This window comes from Sorangium sp. So ce176 (assembly GCF_051519835.1).
Classification (GTDB): domain Bacteria; phylum Myxococcota_A; class Polyangia; order Polyangiales; family Polyangiaceae; genus Sorangium; species Sorangium cellulosum_G.
In genome coordinates this window covers 4,517,977-4,540,529 of the sequence record NZ_CP150371.1, presented here as the reverse complement: position 1 = coordinate 4,540,529, position 22,553 = coordinate 4,517,977, and the positions used below count along the sequence as shown (strand labels likewise).

Annotated in this window: 17 protein-coding genes; 11 read left to right on the top strand and 6 right to left on the bottom strand. The window is 71.1% G+C overall.

Annotation, left to right across the window (positions count from 1 at the left end):
- The first annotated feature begins 73 nt into the window (after positions 1-73).
- Positions 74-982, top strand: coding sequence for an SGNH/GDSL hydrolase family protein (locus WMF42_RS16810; protein ID WP_233562211.1), 909 nt, complete (start codon positions 74-76; stop codon positions 980-982).
- Between the two features lie 324 nt (positions 983-1,306).
- Positions 1,307-2,896 carry an amidohydrolase family protein gene (locus WMF42_RS16805; protein ID WP_081426842.1) on the top strand — a complete coding sequence of 530 codons (1,590 nt, stop codon included), beginning with the start codon at positions 1,307-1,309 and terminating at the stop codon, positions 2,894-2,896.
- On the opposite strand, the gene WMF42_RS16800 is transcribed toward WMF42_RS16805, so the two are convergent.
- Together WMF42_RS16800 and WMF42_RS16795 are read right to left on the bottom strand one after the other, a co-directional pair.
- Entirely contained in the window at positions 2,864-3,847 is a 984-nt protein-coding gene (locus tag WMF42_RS16800) for an asparaginase (RefSeq protein WP_061611083.1), read from the bottom strand. The genes WMF42_RS16805 and WMF42_RS16800 overlap by 33 nt on opposite strands.
- A gap of 7 nt (positions 3,848-3,854) precedes the next feature.
- Positions 3,855-4,817: an SMP-30/gluconolactonase/LRE family protein gene (locus WMF42_RS16795; RefSeq protein WP_437693082.1), complete on the bottom strand. Its 963-nt coding sequence runs from the start codon at positions 4,815-4,817 to the stop codon at positions 3,855-3,857.
- Between the two features lie 334 nt (positions 4,818-5,151).
- On the opposite strand from WMF42_RS16795, the gene WMF42_RS16790 reads away from it, so the two are divergent.
- Positions 5,152-5,865 (top strand): DUF6796 family protein, encoded by a 714-nt coding sequence (locus WMF42_RS16790; RefSeq protein WP_061611085.1) that lies wholly within the window; start codon positions 5,152-5,154, stop codon positions 5,863-5,865.
- Between the two features lie 267 nt (positions 5,866-6,132).
- A complete protein-coding gene (trpS, locus tag WMF42_RS16785; protein ID WP_061611086.1) occupies positions 6,133-7,209 on the top strand; it encodes a tryptophan--tRNA ligase in 1,077 nt (358 codons plus the stop codon).
- A gap of 164 nt (positions 7,210-7,373) precedes the next feature.
- On the opposite strand, the gene WMF42_RS16780 is transcribed toward trpS, so the two are convergent.
- The 4 genes from WMF42_RS16780 to WMF42_RS16765 all read right to left on the bottom strand — a co-directional run bounded on the left by WMF42_RS16780 (position 7,374) and on the right by WMF42_RS16765 (position 11,142).
- Positions 7,374-7,787 carry a hypothetical protein gene (locus WMF42_RS16780; RefSeq protein WP_437693080.1) on the bottom strand — a complete coding sequence of 138 codons (414 nt, stop codon included), beginning with the start codon at positions 7,785-7,787 and terminating at the stop codon, positions 7,374-7,376.
- 630 nt (positions 7,788-8,417) lie between these two features.
- Positions 8,418-10,007: a carboxylesterase/lipase family protein gene (locus WMF42_RS16775; RefSeq protein ID WP_437693078.1), complete on the bottom strand. Its 1,590-nt coding sequence runs from the start codon at positions 10,005-10,007 to the stop codon at positions 8,418-8,420.
- A gap of 187 nt (positions 10,008-10,194) precedes the next feature.
- Positions 10,195-10,572: a hypothetical protein gene (locus tag WMF42_RS16770; RefSeq protein WP_437693076.1), complete on the bottom strand. Its 378-nt coding sequence runs from the start codon at positions 10,570-10,572 to the stop codon at positions 10,195-10,197.
- Positions 10,573-10,803: 231 nt separating this feature from the next.
- Complete coding sequence (locus WMF42_RS16765; protein ID WP_061611090.1) at positions 10,804-11,142, bottom strand: DUF6209 family protein; 339 nt, start codon at positions 11,140-11,142, stop codon at positions 10,804-10,806.
- A 103-nt stretch (positions 11,143-11,245) separates the two neighbouring features.
- On the opposite strand from WMF42_RS16765, the gene WMF42_RS16760 reads away from it, so the two are divergent.
- From WMF42_RS16760 to WMF42_RS16730, 7 genes are all read left to right on the top strand, one after another.
- Positions 11,246-11,677 (top strand): hypothetical protein, encoded by a 432-nt coding sequence (locus tag WMF42_RS16760; RefSeq protein ID WP_437693074.1) that lies wholly within the window; start codon positions 11,246-11,248, stop codon positions 11,675-11,677.
- 154 nt (positions 11,678-11,831) lie between these two features.
- Positions 11,832-14,993 (top strand): SNF2-related protein, encoded by a 3,162-nt coding sequence (locus WMF42_RS16755; RefSeq protein WP_437693073.1) that lies wholly within the window; start codon positions 11,832-11,834, stop codon positions 14,991-14,993.
- Positions 14,990-15,913 carry an SWIM zinc finger family protein gene (locus WMF42_RS16750; protein WP_437693071.1) on the top strand — a complete coding sequence of 308 codons (924 nt, stop codon included), beginning with the start codon at positions 14,990-14,992 and terminating at the stop codon, positions 15,911-15,913. Before WMF42_RS16755 ends, WMF42_RS16750 begins: the two co-directional genes overlap by 4 nt.
- Before the next feature lie 89 nt (positions 15,914-16,002).
- Positions 16,003-17,397, top strand: a complete 1,395-nt coding sequence (locus WMF42_RS16745) for a phosphatidylglycerol lysyltransferase domain-containing protein (RefSeq protein ID WP_437693069.1) — start codon at positions 16,003-16,005, stop codon at positions 17,395-17,397.
- Between the two features lie 199 nt (positions 17,398-17,596).
- Positions 17,597-18,496: an MbnP family protein gene (locus tag WMF42_RS16740; RefSeq protein WP_437693067.1), complete on the top strand. Its 900-nt coding sequence runs from the start codon at positions 17,597-17,599 to the stop codon at positions 18,494-18,496.
- Positions 18,496-19,539: a cytochrome-c peroxidase gene (locus WMF42_RS16735; RefSeq protein WP_437694294.1), complete on the top strand. Its 1,044-nt coding sequence runs from the start codon at positions 18,496-18,498 to the stop codon at positions 19,537-19,539. The genes WMF42_RS16740 and WMF42_RS16735 overlap by 1 nt, the downstream gene beginning before the upstream one ends.
- Before the next feature lie 915 nt (positions 19,540-20,454).
- Positions 20,455-22,524: a hypothetical protein gene (locus WMF42_RS16730; RefSeq protein WP_437693065.1), complete on the top strand. Its 2,070-nt coding sequence runs from the start codon at positions 20,455-20,457 to the stop codon at positions 22,522-22,524.
- The last annotated feature ends 29 nt before the right edge of the window (positions 22,525-22,553 follow it).

Genomic DNA, 22,553 nt, shown 5'->3' with positions numbered 1-22,553 from the left:
TCGTTGAACCAGGGCGAATGAGGACATCTCGCGCCTTGAAACCTCGGCACCAAGCGGAACCTGGAGAAATAAAATGCGGTCACTACGTCGCTACGTCGCTACGAATCTGAGCATTCTCGGTCTCCTGAGCATCGGCGTCTGTGCCTGTGGTGAGGCCAACGACGACAGTACGTCCTCGACCAGCGGAGGCACCACGGACGGGGCCACCAGCGGCGCGGGGACCACGGTCACGGGCACCACGGGCGGCACGGGCGGCATGGACCCTGGCGGGACCGGAGGCTCACCGGCCGTGGGCGCCTCGGGCAGCGGTGGCGCAAGCACCGGGCCGGCCAGCAGCAGCACGTCCAGCGGCGGAGAGACGAGCGTCACGAGCGGGGGCTCGGACGCGTGCGTCAAGGGCCAGACCAAGGGAAATCAGGTCGCGGTCATCGGCGAGTCGTTCATCGCCGCGACTCACGGCATCACCCAGCAGATCGAAAAGCAGGCCAAGGCCAACGGCTCCCTCGCCGAGAACGAGCGCTACATCGACAACTCGGTCAGCGGCACGACGCTGGCCAACGATCAGATCCCCAGCCAGTACCGCAAGGCCGCGGAGAACGGCATGATCAAGTACGTGCTGATGGATGGGGGCGGGAACGACTGCTTGTTGAGAGGGGACGGCGACGGAGCCCTCGCGGCGGCGGAGTCCTTGTTCGAGACCATGGCGGAGGACAACGTCGAGAAGGTGCTCTACTTCTTCTATCCAGACCCCATCGGAAACCAGTTCTCATCGCTCAAGTCCTGCCTCGATACGCTCCGACCGAAGATGAAGGAGCTGTGCGACGGGCTCACGTCACCGAAGTGCTACTGGCTGGACCTTCGTCCGGTCTGGAACGGACACAACGACTACACGCAAGACGGAATCCACCCCACCGCTGCCGGCAGCATCGCCACCGGAGATGCAGTCTGGGAATCGATGGTGGAGAACTGCGTCGCGCAGTGACGCGATCCGGGTCGGTCGAGCGGCGGAAGCGGCGGAGACGCGGCGCGGTCGCCGCCCGTCGCGGGCGCGACCGACTGCTGCTGAGGCAGCAGCGACGCTGAGGCGGTGCTCGGATCCGAGCACCGCGCGGCGGCGGGCGATGCGCGGATCCGAGCAGGGCGCGGGGCAGGAGCGCCGGAGGGGCGCTGAAATCCAGAGTCGGTGAGAGGGGCGGCGGCGGCGCCGGCGCCGGGGCACGCGCGTTGCAACGTGCCGCGCGCCAGCACGGCCATCTGCTCTTACACCGGCGACCTCGGCGCGCCCCTGCCCTTTCCGGAGTCTTCAATGACCGACCGTATCGCTCGTCTCAAGGCCTCGCCCTCCGTGGCGGTCAAGGAAAAGCTCGATTATCCCGTCATCGACACGGACATCCACACCAACGATTACACCCCGGCCCTCGAGGACTTCGTCGCCACGTACGGCGGCGCCAGGCTCGTCGACGATCTGCGCAAGGCGCTGAGCTCCCGCCGCCGCAACGCCGAGAACAGCAGCGGCAAGGACTGGTACGCGCAGACGCCGGAGGAGCGGCAGCACCACCGCACGGTCAGATCGCCGTGGTGGGCGCGGGTGACGCGCAACACGCTGGACGTGGCCACGTACCACCTCCCCTCGCTGCTCGCCGAGCGCCTGGAGGAGCAGGGGTCCGACTACTCGGTGCTGTTCCCGAACAACACCCTCGCGCCGCTGGCCGTGAAGGACCCGGGCCAGCGGCAGGCGCTCCAGCGCGCGATCAACCACTACCACGCTGACCTCTTCCGCAAGTACAGCGACCGCCTCACCCCTGTCGCGGGCATCCCGCTGAACACGCCGCAGGAGGGCATCGAGGAGCTGGAGTTCGCCGTCAAGAAGCTGGGCCTCAAGGCGATCAACATCGCCGGCGGCGTGCGCCGCCCCATCAAGGCGATCGCGGAGAAGTACCCCGCGGACCAGCACCCGGAGATCGCCAAGTACGCGACGTACATCGATTTTTACGGCATCGACAGCGAGCACGACTACGATCCTTTCTGGGCGAAGGTTGTCGAGCTCGGCGTGCCTGTGCTCACCCATTACGGGAGCCAGGGATGGACGGGGCGCTCGTCGATCAGCAACTACATGAACAACCACATCGGCCATTTCGCCGACGGCTCGGAGGCGTTCGCCAAGGCGCTGTTCTTCGGGGGCGTCACGCGCCGCTTCCCGGGGCTGCGCATCGGCATGCTCGAGGGCGGCGCGGACTGGGGCGCGCGGGTCTACATCCACCTGGTGGATCGGTTCCAGAAGCGCGGCCCGGAGGGCCTCAGGCACTATGACCCGGCGGCGACCGACCGCGCGCTCCTGAGCGAGCTGTTCCGGCGGTACGGCGGGGATCTCGTGAAGGGCCGCTCGATCGAGGGCGAGCAGCTCATCGCGGACACGCTGGGCGCCGGGTACACGAGCGACGCGCGCCAGCCTGGGCCGGAGCACCGCAACGACTTCGCGGCGGCCGGCATCGAGAAGGTGGAGGACATCCGCGATCGCTGGGTGAACAACTTCTTCTTCGGCTCCGAGTCGGACGACCGCACGATCGCCTCCGCCTTCAACACCAGGGCGAACCCCCTCGGCGCGAAGATCAACGCCATCTATTCTTCGGACGTCGGCCACTGGGACGTCCCCGATCTCACCGAGGCGCTGGCGGAGAGCTGGCACCTCGTGGAGGAGGGCGTGATCAGCGCCGAGGACTTCAAGGCCTACGTGTTCGAGAACCCGTACAAGCTCTACACGGAGGCCAACGCGAGCTTCTTCAAGGGCACGCGCGTCGAGGAGAAGCTGAAGCGGCAGGGCGCCGGCGACGAGCGGCGCGCCCCGCAGCCGAGGGGCGACGGGTCACCCGCCAAGCCGCTCGAGATAAGCGCGTAGGCCCGCGGCGTCGAGCCCGGCGCCCAGCGCGAACATCAGCGCGAGCCGCGCCTTGGGGCCCGAGAGCGCGCCCGCGGGGATCACCCCGAGGTCCCGGAGCCGCCGCCCGCCGCCGGGCGCGCCGTACGTCGGCGTGACCCGGCCGCCGGGGCAGCGCGAGCTCAGCACGACCGGGGTGCCCGCCTTCACGAGATCGCGGATCGCGTCTTCCCAGCTCCCGCAGACGTTCCCCGCGCCCGAGCCCTCGATCACGACCCCGCGCGCCCTGGCGTCGAGGAGCGCGCGGAGGAGGAGGTCGTCCATGCCGGACGCCATCTTGACGAGGTAGACGCGCGGCTCGGGGTCGACGAGCGGCAAGGTCGGCGTCCTCGCGGGGCGCGCGTGGATGCGCACGCCCTCGCCGTCGACCGAGCCGACGGGCCCCGCGCCCGGCGAGGCGAACGTGTTCATCGCGGTCGTGTGGGTCTTCATCACGCACCGCGCGGCGTGGATCTCGTCGTTCAGCGCGACGAGCACGCCGAGCCCGCGCGCCGCTGGATCGACGGCGATCCGCGCCGCGGAAACGAGGTTGCGCGGGCCGTCGGTGCCCGCCGTGCTCGCGTCCCGCATCGCGCCGGTGAGCACCACCGGGGACTCCCCGTCGAGCAGCAGGTCCAGCGCGAACGCTGTCTCCTCCAGCGTGTCCGTGCCGTGGGTGACGATGACGCCGCTCACGGCGGGATCGGCGGTCAGCCCGCGCACGACGCGCGCGAGCGCCGCGATCCTGTCCGGGCCGAGGTTCCAGCTGCTCTCCAGGCAGAACTCGGTGACAGCGAGGTCGGCCACGCGGCCGAGCGCGGGGACGTCCGCGACGAGCTCCTCCGCGCGGACAGCGGGCACCGCGGCCCCTGTCTCCGGGTCGACGCGGCTCGCGATGGTGCCGCCGGTGGTGACGAGGTGAACGCGGGGCATGGCGTGATCACCTCCAGTGCGCGAGCGGGAGCCCCGCGACGGGCGCGCGGAACGAGATGAGCCGCGACATGGCGAGAGACCCCATGTAGACGGTGCGGAGATCGGGGCCGCCGAACGCGATGCTGGTGGGGAGCTGCAGGGTGTTCCCCGCGCAGGCGCCGAGATCGATCGGCTCGATGGTCCCGCTCCTGAGCTTCACGGTCATGCCCTCGAGGGTCGCGGGGCGCGGGTCCTCGAAGACGGTCTGGTGGCTGCCGTCGGGGAAGATCACCGCGAGCCCGTTGCGGCAGACGGCGACCACCCAGATGTTGCCCTCGGCGTCGAACGCGAATCCATCCATGAGCCCGCCGATACCGAGGCTGTCCGGCCCGAACTGCTCGCGCTCGCCCAGGCTGCCGTCGTCGCGCACGGGGAAGCGGATGAGGCGGCCGGGGACTGTCTCGACCGCGTAGAGGAACCGCTCGTCGGCGTCGAGGCGCACCTCGTTCGTCATGCTGATGTCGTCGGCGACGATGCGGGGGCCCTTCTCGTCGACGAGCACGATGTACCCGTCGCGGAGGTTGCCCGCGACCGCGTTCCACCACGGGAGCTGCCGTGTCAGGACGGAGATCCAGAGGCGATCCCGCGAGTCGACGAAGCAGAAGTTCACGGCGCCGAGCGGCTTGCCGTCGACGGAGTCGAGGAGGACCTCGGACCGGCCGTCGCGGTGGAGCTTGTGGACCTTGCCGCCGGAGAGGGCGGCGACGATGAGGTTGCCCTGCCGATCCATCGCCATGCCGTTCGGCTCGCCCACGTCGGGGCCGAGCGTCGCCTGCCGTCCGTCGGGATCGATGCGCGTCGCGATGCCGCGGGCGTCCGAGGTCCAGAGCGTGCCGTCGGGCTCGGCGATCACGCACTCGGGCCGGACGAGCCCCAGTCCAACGGTTTCGATTCGCGACAGTTCGAGGGTGAATCCCCTGACGGATGACATCGAATGACCTCCCGGCACGGCACAGCGCCGCGCCCGCTCGACGCCGGCGAGCCTAACACCCCCTCGATCAGGCGACATCAGGAGCAGCCGCCCCGCCCCGGGCCGGCCAGACCCGAACCCGCCCTGCACACGAGGATCGCGGGCCCGGCGCAACGGGCGAAGATTTACGGTGAGAGGCAAAAATCACACCTGCACAGAAACCGCCGCTTCACGCCGGCGTGCCACACGCCGCGCGCGGCTGCTCTAGACTTGTGCGATCGTCTTCCCCTTCCCACGCATGCTTGCAGCCTCGGCGGGGCGCACCGGCAGGGTGCCTCTGCAGGCGAGACCCACGATGGATAGTGACGTCCTCCCGTTCGTTCGTATCAGCGGCCTGTTCGCGGCCCTGGGCTCGTTGATCTACGCGGTCGGCGACGTGTTCCTGCTCGCGCCGAAGGTCGGCCCGACCCGCGGCGTCCCCGTGCCGATCGACACGGTGGCGCGCCCCGAGCTGCGACGGCGCGCGGCGCTCCTGGCCAACCTGTCCATCCTGCCGCCGAGGCGGCTCCTCTGGGGTGGGCTCCTCGGCGTGTTCGCCGCGCCGCTGGTGCTCGCGGGCGTCTATCCGATCTACCAGGGGCTCCGCCCGGCGGGCGTGGCGTGGGCGCTGCCGCCGGCGCTGCTCTTCGCGTACGCGATCGCTGTCGGCCCGTTCGTCCACGGGTCGTTCATCTACCTGGGCGATACGGCGCAGGCGCTCCGCGCCGGCGGCGCCGCCAGGGACGCGCTCTTCGCCGCCCTGGAGCGCCAGCACGGGGTCATGCAGCTCGGGTATGCGGTCATCTTCCTCTGCACGCTCGTCGCCTCGCTCTGGTTCTCGGCCGTTGTGGCGAGCGGGCGCACCGCCTTCCCCACCTGGATGGCCGCGGTCAACCCTGTCGCCGCCACCCTTGTCTGGCTCGCCGTGAAGCGCGCCTTGCCGGCGCGCGCGCGGGAGTACACCGAGGGCGCGGGGTTCAACATCGCCTACGTGATCTTCTTCGCGCTGACCACGGCGACGCTCTGGTAGCGCGCCCGCGGCGGTGGCCGATCAGCGCTCGCGCTTGACGCGCATGCCCCCGCGGGCCTCGCAGGCGATCTCGACCCGGAAGGCGACCCCCCTCTCGGCCAGGAGCTCCGGCGACGATAAGGACCCGTCGGCCATGAGCATCGCGCTGACGGGCGGTGGAGGTATCGCGCTCACGGGGCGCGTGTCCGGCCGTGTCGATCTCGGCGCCGACAATCAGGACAAGGCGGGCGTTTTCCCCTAGAGTGCCGCCGTCGCAGGAGACCCAGCATGGACGAGATCTACGCAGGAACTTACGAGGCCGCGCTCGAGCGGAGCGCCAAGCTCGAGGCCGATCTGATCGCGAATCCCGGGAGATACCGGGTCATGACCGGCGACCGGCCCACCGGGCGGCTCCATGTCGGGCACCTCTTCGGCTCCCTCCAGAACCGCGTGCGCCTTCACCGGCTCGGGGTCCACACGTTCATCCTGATCGCGGATTACCAGGTGCTCACCGACCGCGACACCTTCGAGAACATCTCCGAGAACATCCGGCAGCTCACGATCGACTACCTCGCCGCGGGCATCGACCCGGAGGACGGCAAGACCTTCATCTTCCCGCACAGCCACGTTCCCGAGCTGAACCAGCTCCTCCTCCCGTTCCTCACGCTCGTCACGAACGCCGAGCTCGACCGCAACCCGACCGTCAAGGAAGAGATCCAGGCCGCCGGCCTCAGCCGCATCAACGCCGGCATGTACACCTATCCGGTGCACCAGGCCGCGGACATCCTGTTCTGCAAGGGCAACGTCGTGCCGGTCGGGAAGGACCAGCTGCCGCACCTCGAGCTCACCCGCACGATCGCGCGCCGCTTCAACGAGCGGTTCGCCTCGAAGAAGGCCGTGTTCCCCGAGCCCCAGCCGCTCCTGAGCAAGACGCCTGTCGTCCTCGGGCTCGACGGCTCGCAGAAGATGAGCAAGAGCCGGAACAACGCCGTCCTGCTGAGCGCCACCGCCGACGAGACGGCTGGCCTGATCAAGAAGGCCAAGACCGACTCCGAGCGCGTGATCACCTGGGACCCCCAGAACCGCCCCGAGGTAGCGAACCTCCTCACGCTGGTCTCCCTCTCCACGGGAAGGGACCAGCGCGAGATCGCCGACGCGATCGGCGACGGCGGCGCGGGGAAGCTCAAGGCCCTCCTCGCGGAGAGCCTGAACGGCTACCTCGCCCCGCACCGCGCGAGGCGCGCCGAGCTCGAGGCGAACCCCGATTACATCCGGAGCGTGCTGCGCAAGGGCATCGACGAGGCGCGCAAGTTCGCGAGCGCGACCCTCGACGAGGTGCGCGACGTGATGAACATGAAGCTCTGACCGCGTGCCACGCGCGTCCGGCGTGACTTGAAATCACGCCGTCACGAGAGGTAACAGGGCCGCGAGCGCCAGGCGGGTTCGGCGCTCGGAGAGCTTGGTCACGGCCTCGCGCCGGGCTCAGGCCGCGGCGGCCGGGACCTCGACGTTGCACGGCCGCCTGAGCGTCACGGGTTGTGCGAGACGGTCAGCGGGAGCTGGAGGAGCGTGGCGACGACCTGGCTCAGCGCGCTGGCAGGCGCCAGGTCGACCGGCTCCTGAAGCTGGTAGACGTTCCCCTGCGGCGGATAGTAAAAGAGATTGTCGTTCAACAGCCTGGCCGTCTTCGTGCTCGACAGCTCCAGGGGCGGACCGCCGCCCGGCGGCCGCTCGATCGTGACGGTGAAGTCCAGGAACATGGTGTTGCGGTACTTGTCAGGATTACCGCTGACGACCTCGAGCAGGCTGAGCGGCGTGACGTCGGTATCCGCCTGGCTGATGGTGACCCTGCCGAGCACGGGGCTGTCGGCCCACCACTCGAGGCCAATCATCTTCAGCTTGACGCCGCTGACACCCGCCGCGCGGTTGGCCTCGACCCTCACCTTCCACCCCCCCCCTGAAGTCCAGGGTGACGATCCCGAGGACGTTCACCCTGAAGGGAACGTCGACCGCGTAGCAACTGCATGGGATTTCAAGACCGATCGGCGGAAGATTCTGCTGCGCAAACGACATCTCGTACCTCCTTGACCCGTGGGGCGTTGCCCTCGTTGTGTCCGAGCGGCAGGATCCTGGCGGCGGCCGGCGCCCTCCGCCATGGGACCTTGGTCCCATGCCCCGGTCGGGCCCCGCGCGGCGGAGCGGCCGGCCAGGGCCTCGATCGCGTCAGAAATCGCGGTACGAGAGCATCTGGAGCGACAGGATCTTCTTCATGACGAACCTCCTTCGAACGACGGGAGAGACCGCCATGGCGAGGCTACGCCACGCGACGCGAGGTGCACGAGGGGCGCCGCGGCGAGCAGGCTCTCCCTTCGTCACGCCGTTTGTAGCCCCGGTCGCCGCACCCCGCCCTGGGACCTTGGTCCTGCACGCGGCAGTCTCCATGCTGGCGCCGTGGCCCCTCGGGCCTCGCTCGATCTCGCCGCCCCGCCGGAGGCTGGTCGACGGAAGCGGGGCGACAGGTCTGTACCCGAGCCGGGGACGAGGGCCTCTCGGGCCGCCGCGCGGCGGGCGTGCTAGCGCGGCCCCCCGGGGGCCACGCCCTCCTCCAGCTTCTTCTCGAGTGTCGGATAGAGATCGATGAACGCGTTGAGGCGCCTTCTCCTGAAGTCGTTCGCGACCTCGATCTTCTCCCCGAGCTTGAGGGTCTTGTCCTGCTGGAACGACGGCAGGTTCGTCATGTGCTTCGGCCATCGCACCTCGCCCGCGGGCGTGCCTGTCTTCGCGAACGAGAACCAGTAGGCGCTGACCTTCGCGGACATGTCACGATCGGCCGCGGTGAAGCCGTCCTTGGCGCCCCCGAACGGGAAGATCATCTCGCCGCCGTGCCCGACGCCATGGGGCTGGTCGGCGCGATCTCCCTCGGGCACGTAGCTGAAATAGTACCACCGGGTGTCGGCCACCTTCGAATGCGCGTCGGCGAACCACCGAGCGTTCATGGTGAACAGCATGTCGCGCAGCACCAGCGTGGCGAAGCGGTCCGTATCCTCGATGTCGTCTTCGGTCACCTCCGGGTCGTCGCGGTACAGGGCCTTCAGGTACTCCAGGAAGATCTCGGCCGCGATCCCTCCCGCATCGACGATCGCCTTCATGACGGCCGAGGGGGCCATCCCGAACGCCTCGAGCACGCTCGCCTCGTTGCTGTTGCTGCCGAGGATGAGCGGCCGTTTCGCCTGCTCGCCGGCCTCGAACGTGGCCCGGAGCCCCTTCGGCAGCACCTCGTCGCCGCGCACGGGGCCCGGGCCGAGGTACGGCACCTGGCCCCTCGGGTTCTCCGGGGTCGGCATGAACTTCGCGATGAACTTCTCTGCCGGCACGGCCCGCAGCTCTTCCACGGTCGCCTGCGCGCCGTTCAGCTTGAACAGCGCACGCGTGATCTTGACGCCGATCTCGGACGCCTTGTCCCGGCTCTGCTCGGGGATCGCGTAGGGGCTCTGCGCGATGCCCTTGTGGAACAGGGCCGGGGTCCTGTCGCGCGACAGCGGGGAGGCGAACAGGGCGAGGACGCTCTCCGCCCCCGCCGACTGGCCGAAGATCGTGACGTTGTTCGGGTCGCCGCCGAACGCCGCGATGTTGCGCTGCACCCACTCCAGCGCGGCAATCTGGTCGAGCAGCCCGAAGTTGACGGGCCCGCCGGGTTGCTCCTGCTCCAGGGCGGGGTGGGCGAAGAACCCGAGGAGGCCCACGCGGTAGTTCAGGGTCACCACCACCGCGCCCTGCCTGGCGAGCGGACCCCCGCCGTAGATCGGGTCGCTGCCGAAGCCGATCTTGAAGGCGCCGCCGTGGATCCACACCATGACGGGCCTGGGCGCGCCGGGATCCACGCCGCTCGTCCAGACGTTCAGGTACAGGCAGTCCTCGCTCTGCGGCCCCACGTCGCCCGAGCCATCCATCGAGGGATAGGTGGGCTGGAGGCACGACTTGCCGAACGTGTCGGCGAGGCGGGTCTCCTTCCAGGGCTCGACGGGCTGGGGCTTCCTCCAGCGCAGGTCGCCCACCGGCGGCCTCGCGTACGGGATGCCCTTGAACACGAGGATGTCGCTCTCGACCACGCCCTGGACCGGGCCCTCTTGCGTGTTGATGATCGGCGTGTTGTTGATGGTCATCGCTTCTTCTCCTTGGATTCGATCGCTGCTCGTCCGGCGCGCCCGAGCGCGCCAGGGAAATGGGGTGGTGGGGCTGGCGCACCGCGGCCCGCGCCGGGCGCTCACCTCGGCGCGGGCGTCTGCTCCCCGGGCATGTCGATGAACCGCTCCTCCAGCCACGTGGTCAGGCTCGGGAGGTCCGTGTCCATCAGGCCGAAGTGGAAGCCAAGCTCGACGGGATCGTGCGTCGCCGCGACCTCGAGGATGCCGTGCGCCTCGGACTCGCCGAGCAGGTACGGGTGCAGCCCGTGTCCGCGCAGCCCACCGTCCCGTGCGCCCAGCTCACGATCGGATAGCCACCCTCCGGTGGCGCCTTGCGAGGCAGCGCGACGATGCCGGAGACCGCGATCGCCTTGCCGTGGACGTCCCTGGAGCGGTGGAGCACGAGCTGGTTGACCCGCGCCGACGCGAGCGCCGCAGGGCCCGTGAGCGGCCGCGACCAGATCACCTCGCCGTGCTCGCCTTCGAGTGGGATACGCGGATGGTAAAATGTGTCGTCATCGGGGACGGTCACGCTGGACGTCATGGCTTCTCTCTTTGCAAGTGGGTTGAGGCCTCCGCGCACCGCCGCGAGGCCCGCCGGTTGTAGTCCCGGGTCATGGCCCTCGCCATGGGACCTTGGTCTCATGGCCGCCGCGGCCCGCCCACGCCGACAACGTCCTGGTGGCCTGCGCCCACGACAGCTCGGAGATCAACATCGATCAGGCAGCGGTGATGTCACCGGTACAGCGTGACGGCGGGGCGGTCGGCCCGCGCCTCACCCGGCAGTCTTCACGTCCAACCAGTAGTTCTGGCCGTAGCGGCTATCCCAGCTCGATCCGCCCGTGTGATCTGTATTGTGGAACCACAGCTCGATCTGGCTGGTGTTCGCGGGCACGTCCACCTCGCACGCTCCTGAGGAGACGTCGCCGGTTCCCCCCTGCAGGCTCGGATGAAACCGGAGGTGGACGAGGATGCTCCACGCCCTCTGCCCGTAGCGCTCCGCCCGGTGATGAGGCAACCTCTCCGTGGCGTATTCGATCCGCATGCGCTCCCCGGATCGAATGTCGCCGTTCTGCTGATGAGACCAGTCCGATGAGAAGCTGACTGTAGCCATTGTCTCTCCTTTCAGGTACCCCCGCGGCCCGCTCAGGCTTCGACAGAGGGGCCTGGAGGGGTAACCGGCCCGGGTCGGGCGATCCATGGGACCAAGGTCCCGCTTGACAGAGCGCCGGACATCGCGTGAGACGCGCGCCGCGCTCGACGACATCGTGGCGGACGAGCGGCGCGCCGCGAAGGTCATCCAGCGGATGCGCGCGGTGCTCCGCGAGGGCGAGCTCAGCGTGGCCGCGCTGGACCTGGGCGAGCTCGCTCGCAAGGTGAGCCGGCTCGTGGCCGGAGCCGCGCGGGGGGACGAGACCCAGCTCCAGCAGGTGCTCCTCCACCTGCTCGCCAACGCGCTCGACGCGGTGTCTCGCCGCCCGCCGAGGCGCCGCTCCGGCAAGAGCGACCGGACCGAGCCGCGCTGGTTCAGCGAGACAGCGGCGGGCGGCCGAGCGAGCAACACCCCACGCACTCCCCGTTCCTTCGAGCCATGTTGCTTTCCACGACCCTGGCGTCGAGCCGGCTGGACATCGGGGTTTCCAAAATAAACCGGCAAATCGAGACCCGATCTCGCAATGAGTCACAGGGCCGAAGGGGCGATGTCAGCGAGTGCGCTCCTGTCCGGGCCATCGTTTTTTTCGATCTCACGACGCGCGAAGTCCCTTTTCCTCTCCGTCGGTTGTGCAATGAATTCACGCGCCGATGCCGCTCGTCTTTCTGCCCGACGATCTCCGGTTCTTCTTCTGGGGCGACACCGATGCTGACCGGATCGCGGCCCGGTCGCTCGGCGCGACAGCCCCGGCGGAGGCGATCGTGGTGTCCGAGGCGGGCCGCGTCGAGCGGAGGGCGGGCGAGGCCGCCCCGCTGCTCGACGGCGTCGCCGCGCTCGCCAGCATGGCCCAGGACGACCTCGGGCGAGCGCCGCCGTCGGTCGCGGCGTGGAGCCTGGCGAGCAAGCTGGCGCTCGATCTCGTTGTGCGCGAGCGGGTCGTGCCCCGCGTCACGCCCGGCGACGGAGGCGGCGCGGAAGCGCGCTGGGCTGTGTCGCTCGCCGCCCCGGAGGACGCCGCGCGCGTCAAGGCGCTCGCCCGCGCCATGCCTGTCGCCGCGCACGCGGTGCCCGCGGCCGCGCACGCCGGGCCGGGCGCGGCCAGGGGCGGGCGCCCGCGGGCGGCCTCCGCCCCGGAGGTCTGGTCCGCCGAGGCCCTGCTGCGCGCCTTCCTGGACGCCGTGGCCGACGCGCTCGCGCGCGGTAGCGCGACGAACCACCCGAAGCCGCCGCAGCGACCGGCGCACGCGCCCTGGGAGCACCGGCTGGTCCTCGCCCTGACCGGCGAGCGGCGCGCCTTCGCCACGGAGGGGCTCGCCGAGCGCGCGCTCGCGGCCGACCTCGACGCCTGGGTCCGGCCGGCGCTCGGCGCCTGCGATGCGCTGCGCGCCTGCTTCCGGCTCGAGCTGCCGGAGGGCGACCGCGGCTTCGCGCTCGGCTTCCTGCTGCAAGCCACGGACGATCCGAGCCTTCTCGTGCCCGCCGCCGACGTGTGGAAGGCCAGGGGGCGCACGCTGAAGGCGCTCGGGCGGGCTTTCTCCGACCCGCAGGAGGCGCTCCTCGGCGCGCTCGGCGCCGCGGCGCGGCTGTTCCCGCCGATCGCGCGGGCCCTCGGCGAGGCGAGGCCGGAGCGCGTGGCCCTCGATCCAGCGGAGGCGTGGGCGTTCCTCGCGCAGGCCGCCCCGGCGCTTGGCGAGGCCGGCTTCGGCGTGATCGTGCCGGGCGAGCTCCTGGCCTCGGGGCAGCGCCGCCTGCGCCTCCGCATGCGCGTCGGCGCGACGGGCCGCACCGCCGGCGTCGTCGCGGGCGGCGCCGGGCTCGGCCTCGACGAGGCGCTCGACTTCCGGTGGGAGGCGGCGCTCGGCGACGAGGCGCTCTCGGCGCGCGAGCTCGCCGCGCTCGCGCGGCAGAAGTCGCCGCTCGTCCGGCACCGCGGGCAGTGGATCGTCGTGGTCCCCGAAGAGCTCGCCGAGATCCAGCGGCGCCTCGAGGCCGGCGGCGGGCGCCTCCCGACGCGCGAGGCGCTGGAGGTCGCGCTCGCGGGCGAGGCCGACGTCGCCGGCGTGACGGTGTCCGTGGTCGCCGAGGGGCCGCTCGCGCAGGCGATCGAGCGGCTGCGCGCGGGCGCGGAGCGCGCCGCCGCGCCGCCGGAGGGGTTCGTGGGGACGCTGCGGCCGTACCAGGCGCGCGGCGTCGCCTGGCTGCAGACGATGGCGGGCCTCGGCCTCGGCGCCTGCCTGGCGGACGACATGGGGCTCGGTAAGACCGTGCAACTCCTCGCTTTTCTGGTCAGCCGGCGGGCGGCCGCGCCCGGGGACGCGCGCCCGACGCTGCTCGTCGCGCCGACGTCGGTCGTGGGCAACTGGGAGCGCGAGGCGGCGCGCTTCGCCCCTGCCCTGCCCCTCGTGCGGCACCACGGCGAGGGGCGCGCCCGCTCCGCCGAGGAGCTCGCGGCGCGCGCGGGCGGCCCGAACGTCGGCCGCGCGGCGAACGACAACGGCGCGGCGAACGACGACGGCGGCGCAGGCGACCCGAGCGGCCCTCGCGCGGCGCACGGCGCGCTCGTCATCACCACGTACGGCCTCCTGCGCCGGGACGCCGCGACGCTCGCCAAGGTGGACTGGGCGGCGGTCGTGCTGGACGAGGCGCAGAACATCAAGAACGCCGCGTCGCGCACCGCCGCCGCCGCGCGCGCGCTCCGCGCCCCGCACCGCTTCGCGCTCACCGGCACGCCGGTCGAGAACCGCCTCGCCGAGCTCTGGTCGATCCTCGAGTTCGCGAACCCCGGCCTGCTCGGCCCGCTCGAGGCGTTCCGGCGCGCGTACGCGGTGCCCATCGAGCGGTACGGCAACCGGGAGGCGGCGGAGCGGCTCCGGCGCGTCGTCGGGCCGTTCTTGCTGCGCCGCGTGAAGAGCGACCCGGCCGTGGCCGGGGACCTCCCGCCGAAGGACGAGGCCAGGGTCTACTGCACGCTCACGCGCGAGCAGGTGACGCTCTACCAGGCGGCGCTCGACGAGGCGATGCGCCGCATCGAGGAGGCCGAGGGCATGACCCGGCGCGGGCTCGTGCTCGCGCTCCTGACGATGCTGAAGCAGATATGCAACCACCCCGCGCAGTGCCTCGGGGAGGCGGGCCCGCTCGCGGGCCGGTCCGGCAAGCTCGCGCGCCTCACGGAGATGCTCGAGGAGGCGCTCGCGGCCGGCGATCGCGCGCTGGTCTTCACGCAGTACCGCGAGATGGGCGACCGGCTGGTCCGGCACCTCGCCTCGGCGCTCGACACCGAGGTCGCCTTTCTCCACGGCGGGACGCCGCGGCTCGCGCGCGACGCGATGGTGCGGCGGTTCCAGGACGATCCGCGGGGGCCGCGCGTCTTCGTCCTCTCGGTCAAGGCCGGCGGCGCGGGGCTCAACCTGACGGCGGCGAGCCACGTGTTCCACTTCGATCGCTGGTGGAACCCAGCGGTCGAGGACCAGGCGACCGATCGCGCGCACCGGATCGGGCAGCGGCGCACGGTGCAGGTCCACAAGCTCGTGTGCGCCGGCACCGTGGAGGAGAAGGTCGATCGGATGCTGGAGCAGAAGCGCGACCTCGCGGCGCAGGTGGTGGGTCAGGGCGAGGCGTGGATCACCGAGCTCGACAACGTCGCGCTGCGCGAGTTGTTCGCGCTGTCGCGGGACGCCGTGGCCCTCGCGGGCGAGCTGGACGACCGCGACGAGCCGGAGGGCGACGAACGTGACGAGCGCGAACCGGCGGCGCGGCGCGCGGGGAGCCGACGGCAGGGCGCGAGGCGCGCGCGGGGGGAGGCGCGGACATGAGCTCGCCGGCGCGCTGGGCGCCGTTCCGCCGCGAGGCCGGGCCGAAGCCGCCGCCGCCCGCGCGGGGCATCCGGATGAAGCGGGCCGGCACGACCTGGTGGGGCAAGCGCTGGGTCGAGGCGCTGGAGCGGATGGCGCCGGACGAGGCGGGCCGCCTCGCGCGCGGGCGCACGTACGCGCGCGCCGGGCGGACGCACGACCTCACCGTGAAGCCGGGCCTCGTTGTCGCGCGCGTGACAGGCTCGCAGCCGAAGCCGTACAAGGTGATCCTCACCCTCGCGCGGCTCGACGACGCCACGTGGGCGAAGGCGATCGCCGCCATGGCGAAGCGCGCGAAGTTCGCGGCGGAGCTGCTCGCGGGCCGGATGCCGGAGGACATCGACGACGCGTTCCGGAGCGCCGGGACGAGCCTGTTCCCGGAGAAGCCCGAGGACCTCACCACGGCCTGCTCGTGCCCCGACTGGGTGAACCCCTGCAAGCACGTCGCGGCCACCCACTACGTGCTCGGCGAGGCCCTCGACAAGGACCCGTTCCTGCTGTTCGAGCTCCGCGGGCGCACGCGCGCGCAGGTGATCGAGGCGCTCCGCGCCGCGCGGGCAGGCGCCGCGCCGGGCAAGCGAGCAGGCGCCGGCAAGGCCGCTCCCTGCGAGAACGACGCGCCGCCGATCGCGACGGTGACGCTCGCCAGGATGGCGGCGAGCGACTTCGACGCCTGGCGCGAGCCGCCGCCGGCGCTCGACGTGGCGCTCGAGCCGCCCGCGGCGCACGCCGCGCTGCTGACGCAGCTCGGCGAGCCGCCGGGCTGGCGCGAGGAGCGCTCGCCCGCGGAGCTCCTCGGCCCGCTGATCCGGGCGGCCTCCGAGCGGGCGCGGGAGATCGCGATGGCGGAGGGCGCCCCGCTGCGGGCAGGCCGCAAATAGCCGGGAGCGCGCGCGGTGTTGTCCGGGCGGGCGGCGCGGCGTATAGCCGCCCCCGGCGCCGCCCGCCCGGGCGGCATCCCTGTCGAACCGTGGAGCCGCCCCAGCAGAGCCCCGAACGCGAGCGCGTCCTCGCGCTGCTCCGGTGTCATGGCTGGAACGCGACATCGTTCCAGACCCTCGAGTCCGATTTTCGCTACTGGTTCCAGGGCGACGACGCCTGCGTGGCCTACGTGGACACGGGCGCCGCGTGGGTCGCCGCCGGCGCGCCGCTCGCGACGCCCGAGCGCCTGGCGGACGTCGCGGAGGCGTTCGTGGAGGCCGCCTCCGCAAACGGGCGGCGGGCGTGCTTCTTCGGCACGGAGGCGCGGTTCTGCCGCGTGGTCCCGTGGGCCACGATGCAGATCGGCGAGCAGCCGGTGTGGGACCCGTCGCGCTGGGCCGGCGTCCTGCGGTCCAGCCGGAGCCTGCGCGAGCAGCTGCGCCGCGCGCGCGCCAAGGGCGTGATCGCGCGCGCGTTGAGCCCCGACGAGCTCGCGGACGCGTCCGGACCGCTGCGGCGCGGGGTGGAGCGCCTCGTCGCCCGCTGGGCTTCCTCGCGCCCCATGGCGCTCATGGGCTTCCTCGTCCAGCTCGAGCTGTTCTCGTTCGCCGGCGAGCGCCGCTATTTCGTGGCGGAGGCTGGAGGCGCCGTCGTCGGCTTCCTCTCGGCGGTGCCCGTGTACGCGCGGCGCGGCCTCTTCCTCGAGGACCTGCTGCGCGACCCGGCCGCGCCGAACGGCACCGCGGAGCTGCTCGTGGATCAGGCGATGCGCACCGCCGCGGCGGAGGGGTGCCTCTATGTCACCCTCGGCCTCGCGCCGCTCGCCGGTCCGGTCGGCGGCGGGCTGCGCGCTGCGCGCCGGCTGGGCGCTCGCCTGTACGATTTTCGGGGGCTCTACGCCTTCAAGGCGAAGCTGCGCCCCGATCGCTGGGAGCCCATCCACCTCGCGTACCCGCCCGGCGGACGCGGCGCGATGGCCATCCACGACGTGCTCGCCGCGTTCGCGCGCGGGGGCCTCCTCCGCTTCGGCGTCGCGACGCTGCTGCGCGGGCCGGCCGTGGTGTTCGAGCTGCTCGGCTACCTGCTCATCCCGTGGACCGCGCTGCTCGCGCTCTCGCCCGCGGCGCGGTGGTTCCCCTCGCCCGCCGTGAAATGGGCCTGGGTCGCGTTCGACGTGTGCCTCTCGCTGGCGATGCTGCGGCTGAGCCGGCGGCTGAGGCCCTCTCTGCTCCTCTTCATGGCCGCGCTCGTCACCTGCGACGCGGCGCTGACGCTGATCGAGGCCTTGCTGTTCAACCTGCCGCGGATGCGCGGCGCGCTCGACCTCGCGATCGTGGGCGTGGCGATCGCCGCGCCCACGGTGGCGGCGATCCTGCTCTGGAGCGCCCGGATGCACGCGCCCGGCGGGCTCGCGCGGGCGGGCAAGCCGTGGTTGCCCTCGTAGATCTGGCTGGCCCGGCGGCGCATGGCCGCCCGCACCCCCCGGCGTATCGCCCAGCAAGATCCCAGCGGAGCGTCATCTGTTCTCGTGAGGTGCGTCAACGCGTACGATCGATCCCACGATGAGATCTCCTGACCTGTTCCGATTCATTGGGTTGCTACTGGGCGCGTCAGCCGCTTGCGGCGCGTGCTCGTCTCAGCAGATGGCGTCCGGGACCGGCGGGGCCGGCGGCAGCCAGCCCGACGGGTCCGGTGGGGCGGGCGGCATGGGTGGAGCGGCCGCCCAACCCGACGCTGCCGGCGCGGGCGGCCAGGCCGAGGCCACCTGGCCGACCGGTTGCGCAGAGCGGCCGGCGCCCATCAGGACCCAGGGCACCCTCGTCGAACTCGCGTTCGAGCTCGTCCTCGGCGGCGAGCCGTTCGTGTTCGGCGAGCCGAACGTCGCGCCGGACGGCAGCACCGTCACGCCGCTCAACGTTCGCTTCTACGTCTCGCACGCGGCGCTGATCGGGGCGGACGGCGATCTCGTGTTCGTCGATATCGTCGGCCCTGACGGCGCCCCCACGCCTTACGGGGTCCACTTCTACAACGCCGAGGACCCCGGCTCAGCCACGCTCCGGCTGCGCGCTCCGGCTGGCAGCTATGAAGGGGTCAGCTTCGTCTGGGGCTTGCACCAGGCCTGCAACATCTCCCGGCCCGAAACGAGCGTCGCGCCCCTGTCGGAAGCCTCCCAGATGACGTGGCCGCACACTGGCTACCTCTTCCTGCGCTACGAGGGCAGCGTGGCTCCGCCGGCCGGGGGTGGTCCCGTCGATCCGGAAGGAGGGCCGGCCAGCGTTCCGCCGGCGGTCCACATGGGAGGCAACCTGGTCATGGATCTCGCCCCCACCGTCGAGGTGCGAGGCGCCCTGTCCGTGCCCGCGAGCGGCGCGACGGGCAAGGTCGTCCGGGTCGTCATGGACGAAGTCTTCGGGGGCGCCACGGCGGACGTCGACTTGACAGGGTTCGTGTCGCCGCCAGGGCCCGTGGGAGACGAGCTCCTCGCGGGTGAGCGCCTGCGGCGCGGCATCCCCGACCTGACTGTGTTCGCCTTCGGCCCGTGATGCCGCGCTTCAACCGTGGAGGGGCTGTCGGCCTGGCGGCGTTGCTCCTCGCGGGCGGATGCGGCGACGACGGGTCGGCGGCCCCTGGGCCCTTGCCGCCGCTCGTCACGGACGCCATCCCCGCCGGGTTTCCGGCGCGCACAGCGGCGGCCAGGGCGCCGGCCGCCAACGCGCTCACCGAGGCGAGGGCCCAGCTCGGCAAGAGGCTCTTCTTCGACAAGCGCCTCTCTCGCACCGGTGAGATGGCGTGCGCGAGCTGCCACCGCCCGGAGCACGCCTTCGCCGATCCGGACCCCGTCTCCCGGGGGGTCGACGGCCGCCTGGGGCAGCGGAACGCGCCCGCGCTGGTGAACCTGGCCTGGGGCGAGAGCTTCTTCTGGGATGGCCGCGCGGCCACCCTGGAAGAGCAGGCGGGCCTGCCCATCGAGCACCCCGACGAGATGGATCTACCGCTCGCCGAGGCCGTCGCTCGTGTCGCCGGCGATGACGTCTACGTGAAGGCGTTCGCGGATGCCTATGGCGGGCCTCCGGGCGAGGAGTCCTTGCGCCGGGCGATCTCCAGCTTCGTCCGTTCGATCGTCAGCGCCGACAGCCCTTACGACCAGCACCGGCGCGGGGACGACACGCGCTTCGGAGACGCCGAGCGCCGCGGCGAGGCGCTGTTCCTGACCGAGCGGGCTGGGTGCTTCCATTGCCACCCGTCCGGAATGCTCACCAACGAAGGCTTCTTCAACAACGGCACCTACCTCGACGGCGGTGACGTCGGGCGGCAAAAGATCACCGGACGGACGGGAGACCTTGGAAAATTCAAGGTGCCCGGCTTGCGGAACATTGCGGCGAGCGCCCCCTATATGCACGACGGATCGCTGGCGACGCTGGAGGAGGTGGTCGACCATTATGATCGCGGCGGGCTGGGCCATTTCTCCACCGATCCGCAGATCGATGAGCTGGGGCTCTCTCCGGACGAGAAGGCCGATCTGGTGGCGTTCCTGCGGTCGCTGACCGATCCCGCCTTCCTCGACGATCCGCGGTACCGCCCCTGAGCGGCGTCGCTTCGAGGCGCCGGAGCCGACGCGCGTCGAGGGATCGCTCGTTCGACGGGGGCCAGGGACCGCTGGGCTCAGCCGGTGCCACCGCCGTTGCTCGCCCGCCATCGGCGCCTTGCCTGACCGGCTCGACCTCCTCGGACCTGGGGGCGGCGGCGACATGGCAATTTTTGCCATCGCACGATGGCAAAAATTGCCAGCGAGGCAAACGTTGCCAGCAGGCGTCCCTTCGGCGACCTCGACGTGGCTCGCGTCGGGATCCGGCAACCGGGCCATCCCCTCCGTGGGATCGCGCGCTCGGCACCCCGGATGCTTCCAGCGGGAGTCCAGGCCGCGAGGCTCTCCCTCGCCGCTGGCCCGGCTATCGCATCTGAGGGACACGCAAAGGGACGCAAGGACGCATCTTCCCGCCACAGCCCGGAGGCCGCAGCGCAAACGCGGCCCCTTCGACCCGGCCCGAGCCGCCATGGCGGTGCGCGCCGGCGTCACCCATTTTGTGCACCCAGCAAAGCATCTTCGCGGCGGCGCGCGAGCCAGGAACAGAGAAGCTCGCGACAGAATGTAATGCTTGCCCTGGACACAAACAGCATCCATATTCCCGTCGCGCTCGCTTGTAGCTGATCGCGAGAGCGATCTGCGCTCGAGCAAGGCGTCGCAGGATCGTCACCTCGAAGGATCCAGAAGGCCGCGCTGCGTGACAGCGCGGGCCACGGCGGCGCGTGTCCGGGCCAGGGCGAGCGTGCTTGACCCGCGCATCATGCCGGCGCGCGGCGCTCTCCAGCGCTCGCCCGGATTCCATCTCTCTTTGTCCTCGAGCGCGCGCCCACCGGTGGGCGCGCGCTCGTCATCATGTTTGTTTCAGGAGGTCTCATGTTCTGCAAGCGTTCGAGTTCGAGCACGTCGGTACGCTCGTTGTCTGTCTCTGGCTCCGCCGGGACATGGCGGAGGGCGCGGCACGCCGCGCTGGCCGCGCTCGCGCTCCTGCCTGCTGCGTGCGCGGACTTCGAGCCGGCGGACGGCGACGTGGACGGCTCCAGCGAGCTGTTCGACGCGACGGAGGTCGAGCTCGGCGAGGCCGCCGAGGAGCTCTCGTTGCCGTTCGCGATCGACCGCCTGAAGTCGCTCACCGTCACGGAAGTCGACATCGTGTCCCAGTTCTCGCTGAAGGACGTCCTGCAGCAGCTCGTCACCCAGTCGGGTGTCCCGGGCCTCACGCCCCTCACGCTGTTCCAGCGGTTCATGGACACGTACAGGGAAGCCCCCGGTCTCTTCTCCTCCGTCCCGCATTGCGATGACACGGCCGCCAACCCGAACGACGTGTTTCCTCCCCCGCAGCCCGGCGAGACGCCCACGACGGGGTCCATCAACGGGTGGCCGGTCCGCTGCCCCCGGACCGTGGGACAGGAGTCCGCCAGCGATCCGTTCTCCACGACGGCCGGCGACAATGCGTACATGGCGACGACGCTGGCGAACCGCTTCGATCTCGCCCCTCCGGACGGCGCACACTGCGGGGAGTACCGGATCGTGTTCGCGCGGAAGTCGGGCCACCCCGACTTCGACGCTGCCAGGCCCGACCAGACCTCTCGGCGCAATTTCATCATCTTCGAGGGCCGGCTGCCCAACCCGACCCCCAGCCTCGGCCGGCAAGGGTGCCGTCCCATCGTCGAGTTCTGGCTGAACCAGTCGACCCCCTCGAAGACCGTGGCGACCCGGGCGGCGGAGCTGAAGTCCTTCTACTTCAATGGCCTGCCCGCGTCAGGCGTCGGGCCCGTCATCCACATCGACAACTACGGCCACACGCCGGGCCCGAACAACGGCCAGATCCGGACCAATGAGTTCCTGCTGTTCCAGGAGGCGTTCGACGCCTGGTCGCTCCGGGAGTACAGGCTCACGCACGGCACCAGCGGCAGCCCCTCGCTGAACGTCATCCCGTCCTTCGTGAAGGACAACCCGTCCGCGAAGCTCTTCGCGCCCGGCATCTCGGGCGATTCGCGGGTCACCAGCTTCCAGGGCACCGTCCTCCCGGACATGGTGGAGAGGCTCGCCGCGGCCGATGACGTCAACCGGTTCGCTTACCCGTCGGCCCTGCCCGACTCGATGAACGCGGGCGAGAGCCTGATGATCCCGCTCCAGAACAACTACCTGAACGCGATCGGCAGCGGGACGTCCACCCTGAGGACCAACATCGCGAACAAGCTGACCGCCATGGGCAGCAACCTGTCCGGCACCGCCGGCAACCTGTCCGTGGATCAGATCGTCGGGCGCGCTCAGTCCCTCGCCTGCGCGGGGTGCCACGAGCCGGTGGACGCCACCAACAGCCCCAGCAGCACCCTCGACGTGGGCCTGTCGGATCCGTTCCCCACGACGCTGGTCTTCACCCACACCTCCGAGAAGACGGAGCCGGTCGACCCGAGCAACGTGAACGGTCCGCGGCGCTTCATCCTCTCGACGGCCGTCCTCGACGTGTTCCTCCCGTTCCGCGAGAAGGTCATGACCGATTTCCTCCTCAACAATGCGACCCTCGGGTTCGAGAAGCCGGGCGCGTGGACCTCGCCGCAGGCCCTGCTCGCGACCCACACGGGCCGGGTGAAGGAGGGCATCGCGTCGCTGGAGGTCCGGACGCCGAGCGCTTTCAACGAGATCGTCAGCTCGAACTTCAGCACCTCGGGCCTCACGCCGGTGGGCAACAAGATCAAGCTCGATCTCTTCGTGTCGAAGCAGCAGCCGAACCCGAGCTGGGTCGGCAACCTGGAGGTGCTGATCTCGATCCCGTCCGCCGGCATCCACAACCAGTGGGCCGGCAACGTCGTGCTCAACGGCCTCACCCGGGGCGCGTTCAACCCCGTCCAGTTCTCGCAGCTCCCGGCGGCCACCTTGACGGCGCTCAACGCGGCGCCGAGCGACGTGAAGCTGCAGTTCAACTTCAACGTGACCGCCAACTCCGGCCCCTACTACATGGACAACATCCGGTTCGAGAACTGATTCGCGTCGCGCCCTCGTGAGCAGGGTGC

Coding starts and splice junctions, on each gene's coding strand:
- WMF42_RS16810 (WP_233562211.1), top strand. CDS start 74: ATGCGGTCACTACGTCGCTACGTCGCTACGAATCTGAGCATTCTCGGT.
- WMF42_RS16805 (WP_081426842.1), top strand. CDS start 1,307: ATGACCGACCGTATCGCTCGTCTCAAGGCCTCGCCCTCCGTGGCGGTC.
- WMF42_RS16800 (WP_061611083.1), bottom strand. CDS start 3,847: ATGCCCCGCGTTCACCTCGTCACCACCGGCGGCACCATCGCGAGCCGC.
- WMF42_RS16795 (WP_437693082.1), bottom strand. CDS start 4,817: ATGTCATCCGTCAGGGGATTCACCCTCGAACTGTCGCGAATCGAAACC.
- WMF42_RS16790 (WP_061611085.1), top strand. CDS start 5,152: ATGGATAGTGACGTCCTCCCGTTCGTTCGTATCAGCGGCCTGTTCGCG.
- trpS (WP_061611086.1), top strand. CDS start 6,133: ATGGACGAGATCTACGCAGGAACTTACGAGGCCGCGCTCGAGCGGAGC.
- WMF42_RS16775 (WP_437693078.1), bottom strand. CDS start 10,007: ATGACCATCAACAACACGCCGATCATCAACACGCAAGAGGGCCCGGTC.
- WMF42_RS16770 (WP_437693076.1), bottom strand. CDS start 10,572: ATGACGTCCAGCGTGACCGTCCCCGATGACGACACATTTTACCATCCG.
- WMF42_RS16765 (WP_061611090.1), bottom strand. CDS start 11,142: ATGGCTACAGTCAGCTTCTCATCGGACTGGTCTCATCAGCAGAACGGC.
- WMF42_RS16755 (WP_437693073.1), top strand. CDS start 11,832: ATGCCGCTCGTCTTTCTGCCCGACGATCTCCGGTTCTTCTTCTGGGGC.
- WMF42_RS16750 (WP_437693071.1), top strand. CDS start 14,990: ATGAGCTCGCCGGCGCGCTGGGCGCCGTTCCGCCGCGAGGCCGGGCCG.
- WMF42_RS16740 (WP_437693067.1), top strand. CDS start 17,597: ATGGCGTCCGGGACCGGCGGGGCCGGCGGCAGCCAGCCCGACGGGTCC.
- WMF42_RS16735 (WP_437694294.1), top strand. CDS start 18,496: ATGCCGCGCTTCAACCGTGGAGGGGCTGTCGGCCTGGCGGCGTTGCTC.